At 56.5% G+C, this 5,645-nt stretch carries 5 protein-coding genes; 3 read left to right on the top strand and 2 right to left on the bottom strand.

Going from position 1 to position 5,645, the window contains the following annotated elements; all coding sequences use genetic code 11:
• From QNK41_RS10060 to QNK41_RS10070, 3 genes are all read left to right on the top strand, one after another.
• A partial coding sequence (locus QNK41_RS10060) for an acyl-CoA dehydrogenase family protein (protein WP_319256314.1) occupies positions 1-329 on the top strand: 329 nt, incomplete at its 5' end.
• 164 nt (positions 330-493) lie between these two features.
• Complete coding sequence (locus tag QNK41_RS10065; protein ID WP_319256316.1) at positions 494-901, top strand: carboxymuconolactone decarboxylase family protein; 408 nt, start codon at positions 494-496, stop codon at positions 899-901.
• Positions 902-921: 20 nt separating this feature from the next.
• The gene (locus tag QNK41_RS10070; RefSeq protein ID WP_319256318.1) at positions 922-2,655 is read left to right on the top strand and encodes an acyl-CoA carboxylase subunit beta; all 1,734 of its coding nucleotides are present in this window, start codon (positions 922-924) and stop codon (positions 2,653-2,655) included.
• A 545-nt stretch (positions 2,656-3,200) separates the two neighbouring features.
• Here QNK41_RS10070 and tdh read toward each other — a convergent pair.
• Positions 3,201-4,226 carry an L-threonine 3-dehydrogenase gene (tdh, locus tag QNK41_RS10075; protein WP_413815138.1) on the bottom strand — a complete coding sequence of 342 codons (1,026 nt, stop codon included), beginning with the start codon at positions 4,224-4,226 and terminating at the stop codon, positions 3,201-3,203.
• Positions 4,227-4,256: 30 nt separating this feature from the next.
• Positions 4,257-5,447 carry a glycine C-acetyltransferase gene (locus QNK41_RS10080; protein WP_319256322.1) on the bottom strand — a complete coding sequence of 397 codons (1,191 nt, stop codon included), beginning with the start codon at positions 5,445-5,447 and terminating at the stop codon, positions 4,257-4,259.
• Positions 5,448-5,645: the final 198 nt, after the last annotated feature.

Here is a 5,645-nt window from a genome sequence, read left to right on the forward strand (position 1 = left end):
ACCAGATGAACCAGGACATGATCGCCCAGATGGCCACGGAGATCGAGGCGTCGCGGCTGTTGGTGTACAAGGCGGCCTGGGCCAAGGACCAGGGCCGGTTGAACAACGGGCTGGACGTGGCCATGGCCAAGTACTTTGCCGGAGAGACGGTGAGCAAGGCCTCGAACTATGCCATGCGCATCCTCGGGGCCTACGGTTACTCGACGGAGTACCCGGTGGCACGGTTTTACCGTGACACGCCGACCTATTACATGGTGGAGGGGTCGGCCAACATCTGCAAGTGGATCATCGCCCTGGACCAGCTGGGGTACAGGAAGGCCAACCGATAAAACGTTTCATCCAGAAATGGCATCTTGCGGCCCGGCTCTACGTTCTCACGGTATTGCCATCCTCGACGTAGCGCTGCTACGCCTGCGGTTTCAATAATGCTGCGGCCTTGATCCGGATCACAACCTACCACTTCTGACTAAAACGCCAAAAAAGGACAGATACCGTGAGTGAGGACATCATCGAAAAAACGAAAGCGACCGGAGCCCTTTACTTTAGGGGGGTCGAGGGCGAAAAACCCTTCGAATTGTGGCGAGATTTTGATAAGGTTCTGGGAAAGGAGCTATCCCTTTTTATCACCGGCAAACTGTATGCCCGGGAGAAGATTCCCCACCCGACGCGTCAACTGGTGACGGTGGCCGTGTTGACGGTGCTGTCACGGCCGGAGGAGCTCAAGCTGCACATTCAGGCTGCATTGAATGTAGGCTGTTCATCACAGGAGATTGCCGAGGTGATTTTCCAGACCTTTACTTACGGCGGCATCCCGACGGTAAACACCGCTTTAAAGGTGCTCAGAGACGTATTGATAGAAAAGGGACAATGGCCTATCGTAGATGAAAGAATTAACACTTAAATCGATTCGGGAGTGAAACCATGAGACCGTATTTTGAGAAAATGCCGGTTTTCGGGCGGGAGATGAATGCCGGACAGATCAAGAGCGCCGAAGAAAATGTCAAGCAGATCAGAGATGTTGAAGCCCAGCTGAAAAAGGAAGTGGAGAAGGTTAAACAGGCCGGATTCTCCGAAGAAAAAATCAATGCCCGTGGCCAGATGACGGTATGGCAGCGGCTGAACTATCTGGTGGACCCGGGTACCTGGTGCCCCTTGCACACCCTGTACAACCCGGAAGACAACGAAGAGGGCACCACCAACGTGGTGGACGGTCTCGGCAAAATCTCAGGGAAGTGGGCCGTGATCATCGGTTTCGACAACAAGGTGATGGCCGGTGCCTGGCTGCCCGGACAATACGAAAATATCCTGCGGGTCACCGACCTTTCCAAACGCTTGAACATCCCGTTGGTCTGGCTGGTGCATTGCAGCGGGGTGAAGCTGACGGAGCAGGAAAAATTTTACGCCGACCGGCGCGGTGGCGGCACCACTTTTTTCCGCCACGCGGAATTGAATCAGGAAGGCATTCCGATTCTGGCTGCCATCTACGGCACCAATCCGGCCGGCGGCGGATACCAGGCTATCAGCCCGACGGTCCTGTTCGCACACAAGGACTGCAACATGGCTGTGGGCGGCGGCGGCATCCTAAGCGGCATGTCGCCAAAGGGTTTTTTCGACGAAGAGGGGGCCGAGGCCCTGATCGATGCGGCTAAACAATTTAAAGCCAAACCGCCGGGGTCGGTGGATGTCCACTACGACGGTACGGGTTTTTTCAGATATGTCTACGAGGAGGAATCCCAGGTGCTGGACGGCATCAAGGATTACATGAAGGACATCCCGGCTTATAACCCCAAGTTCTTCCGGGTGGCCGAACCCAAAGCGCCCCTTTTCCCAGCCGAGGATATTTACAGCCTGGTTCCCTTCAACCAGAAACAGATCTACGACTTCGACCAGGTGCTGGCCCGCATCGTTGACGGCAGCGAACATATGGAATTCAAGCCGGGTTACGGTCCAGAGATTTACACGGGCCTGGTTAAAATCGACGGCTATCTGATGGGCGTTATCGGCAACCGCCAGGGGTGGCTGGGTGAAAGCTACCCGGAATACGCTGATTACCCCGGAATCGGCGGTAAACTCTACCGTCAGGGGCTGATCAAGATGAACGAGTTTGTGACCCTGTGCGGCCGCGACCGGGTGCCCATCATCTGGTTCCAGGACACGTCAGGTATCGACGTGGGCGACATCGCCGAAAAGGCCGAATTGCTGGGCCTGGGCCAGTCCCTGATTTACTCGATCCAATCCACCGACGTTCCCCAGTTGCTGATGGTGCTGCGCAAAGGCACCGCCGCCGCCCATTATGTGATGGGCGGCCCTACGGCCAACCGGCACAACGCCCTGACCCTGGGCGTACCCACGACGGAAATATACGTGATGCACGGGGAGACGGCCGCCGCCGCCAGTTTTTCACGACGCCTGGTCAAAGAGAAGGGTGCCGGCAAACCGCTGCAGCCGGTCATTGACAAGATGAACCAGATGGCCCAGGAGTACCACGACTATTCCCGGCCGAGCTACTGTGCCCGCAATGGTTTTGTGGATGAGGTGGTCAAAATGTCGGAAATCAGGCGCTACCTCGCCGCCTTTGCCGGCTGTGTCTACCAGAACCCAAAATCGATCTGCCCCCAGCACCAGATGCTGATACCCCGGGTGATCAAAGGTTAAGACGTGGCTTTCCGGTATTCAAAAGGCTGAGAACAAACGTCGGCGGTCCTGCGGAGAAGAATAGGACCAATCAATTGATGGTTTGAGGAATTTCGGAATTTTGGGATTGGTGGTGCGGCATCCTGCCGCGAGCGATGCATAAATGAAAAGGGCAACGGCCGGGAAATTTTCCGGCCGTTGCCCTTTTTTCAATAGTTTTCCAATGGAAACAGATGATTGTCCGCCTCGATGTGTTTTCTGGCTGTCCGTCTGTCCAGGCCACTGATGCATTTCTTAACCGTGAACCGATAACGGTAAACCGTGAACGGTCACTTCATCGGAAATCGGCAAAAATGATCCCTCCCTAAACACCCATTATATTTACTTAATTCTGCCAAATTAGTGCCTGTCCACAAAGGGTAGATTTTGGTTCAGGCCAAGGCCGCAGCGATTTTGAAACCGGAGGCGTAGCAGCGCTACGTCGAGGATAGCGCTGACGCTTCACTTCGTGCTAAATATCGTGAGAACACCGGCCTGGGCCGAAAGATGCCGTTTGTGGATGGACACTATACCCAGTCCATGATCACTTTGCCCGACCGACCGGAGTGCATCACATCGAAAGCCTGCTGGAAGTTGTCCACCGCGAACCGGTGGGTGATCACCCGCGATATATCCAGGTGGCTCTGGAGCATACTGGTCATCTTGTACCAGGTTTCGAACATTTCACGGCCGTATATGCCTTTGATCTTCAATCCCTTGAGGATGATCTGCGTCAAGTCCAAAGAGACCTCGCCGGCCGGGATGCCCAGAAGGGCAATCTGTCCGCCATAGTTCATGGCCTGGAGCATCTCCCTGAAGGCCTGCATGTTGCCGGACATTTCCAGGCCCACATCAAATCCCTCTTTCATGCCCAGTTGCCTTACCGTGTCGGCAATGGTCGTTTGGGTCACATTGATGGCCGCGGTAGCTCCCATACGGGCGGCAATCTGCAGTCGATAGTCATTGACATCGGTGACCACTACATGCCGGGCCCCCACATGGCGGGCGATGGCCACGGCCATGATGCCGATGGGGCCGGCACCCGTGATCAGCACATCTTCACCCACCAGATCGAAGGATAGGGCGGTGTGGGCGGCATTGCCAAACGGGTCCATGATGGCGGCAATATCGTCGTCGATCGTGCCCGGCACCCGAAACACATTGGATGCCGGCACACTGATGTACTCGGCGAAGCAGCCGGGTCGGTTGACCCCCACACCAATGGTGTTGCGGCACAGGTGGCGCTTGCCGGCCCGGCAGTTGCGGCAATGACCGCAGGTGATGTGACCTTCAGCCGACACCCGGTCCCCCTCTTTCAGACCCCGGACTTCGCTGCCGATTTCGGAAATGATGCCTACGAATTCGTGGCCGATGGTCATCGGCGTGGGGATGGTTTTTTGGGACCACGCATCCCAATTGTAGATATGAATGTCCGTTCCGCAGATGGCGGTTTTGACCACTTTGATCAGCACGTCATTGTGGCTGATGCTCGGGAACGGCACGTGGTCCATCCAGACACCGGTTTCGGGTTTCAGCTTGACAATGGCTTTCATGGTTTCCATACGAACACCTGCCTTCGTCTGCTAGTGGATGACGTCAAGTGCTTTGCCCACCTTGATGAAGGCAGCGATTGCCCGGTCCAGGTGTTCACGGGTGTGGGCGGCGGACATCTGGGTGCGGATGCGGGCCTGGCCCTTAGGCACCACCGGGAAGCTGAAACCCACCACGTAAATGCCTTCGTCCAGCATCCGTGCCGCTAATTTCTGGGCCAGCACCGCGTCTCCCAGCATCACTGGAATGATGGGGTGCTCGCCGGGCACCAGGGTGAATCCTGCCGCTTGCATGCCCTGCCTGAAATAGCGGCTGTTTTCGTTGAGTCGGACAAGCAGGTCCGAACGCTCCTCGAGCAAGTCCAGCACGGCGATGGAAGTGGCCGTGATGACCGGTGCCAGCGAGTTGGAAAACAGGTAGGGCCGGGAGCGCTGACGCAGCCAGGCGATGATCTCCTTGCGGCCGGAGGTGTATCCACCCGAAGCGCCGCCGAGTGCCTTGCCTAACGTGCCGGTGATGATGTCCACCCGCTCGGACACGCCGCAGTACTCCGGCGTCCCCCGGCCGTGATCACCGACAAAGCCGACAGCATGGGAGTCGTCCACCATCACCAGGGCATCGTACTGGTCCGCCAAGTCGCAGATGCCTTTCAGATTGGCAATGATGCCGTCCATGGAAAAGACCCCATCAGTGGCGATGAGGCGGAAGCGGCATTCGGCAGCGGCTTTAAGCTGTTGCTCCAGGTCAGCCATGTCGTTGTTCCGGTAGCGGAAGCGTCGGGCCTTGCACAGGCGGACCCCGTCGATGATGCTGGCATGGTTCAGGGCGTCACTGATCACCGCGTCGTTCTCGTTCAGCAGGGTCTCGAAAAGGCCGCCGTTGGCGTCAAAGCAGGAACTGTATAAAATGGTGTCTTCAGTGCCCAGAAAGCCGCTGATTCTGGCTTCCAGGGTTTTGTGGATAACCTGGGTGCCGCATATAAAGCGAACGGAGGACATGCCGAAGCCATAGGCGGAAAGGGCCGCCTGCGCTTTTTCGACCAGTCGCGGATGGTTGGACAGCCCCAGATAGTTGTTGGCGCAAAAGTTCAAGACGGTTTTTCCGCTGTCGACCGTAATGGCGGCCTGCTGGGCGGAGACGATCACCCGCTCATCTTTGTAGAGTCCGTTTCCTTTTAAAATGTCGATTTCACCGGCCAGGTGATCGAGCAGCCGTGCGCGCATGGGATTGGCCTCCATTTATTGACGGATTCGTAAAAAGCTTTTTCAGGCCACGAATGGCCACCTATCCGAAAGGAACTTTGCTCTGGTGCTAATTTCTGTTATTTCATTTGCCGGACGCATTGGCAAATGAAGCCGTTCGGACTTTGGTGCCCGAGTGCCCGTTAAAAAGCTTGGTTGGTCGGTTCGCGGCAATATCCT

It is taken from the genome of Desulfosarcina sp. (assembly GCF_033791525.1).
Lineage (GTDB): Bacteria > Desulfobacterota > Desulfobacteria > Desulfobacterales > Desulfosarcinaceae > Desulfosarcina.

Coding starts and splice junctions, on each gene's coding strand:
- QNK41_RS10070 (WP_319256318.1), top strand. CDS start 922: ATGAGACCGTATTTTGAGAAAATGCCGGTTTTCGGGCGGGAGATGAAT.
- tdh (WP_413815138.1), bottom strand. CDS start 4,226: ATGAAAGCCATTGTCAAGCTGAAACCCGAAACCGGTGTCTGGATGGAC.
- QNK41_RS10080 (WP_319256322.1), bottom strand. CDS start 5,447: ATGCGCGCACGGCTGCTCGATCACCTGGCCGGTGAAATCGACATTTTA.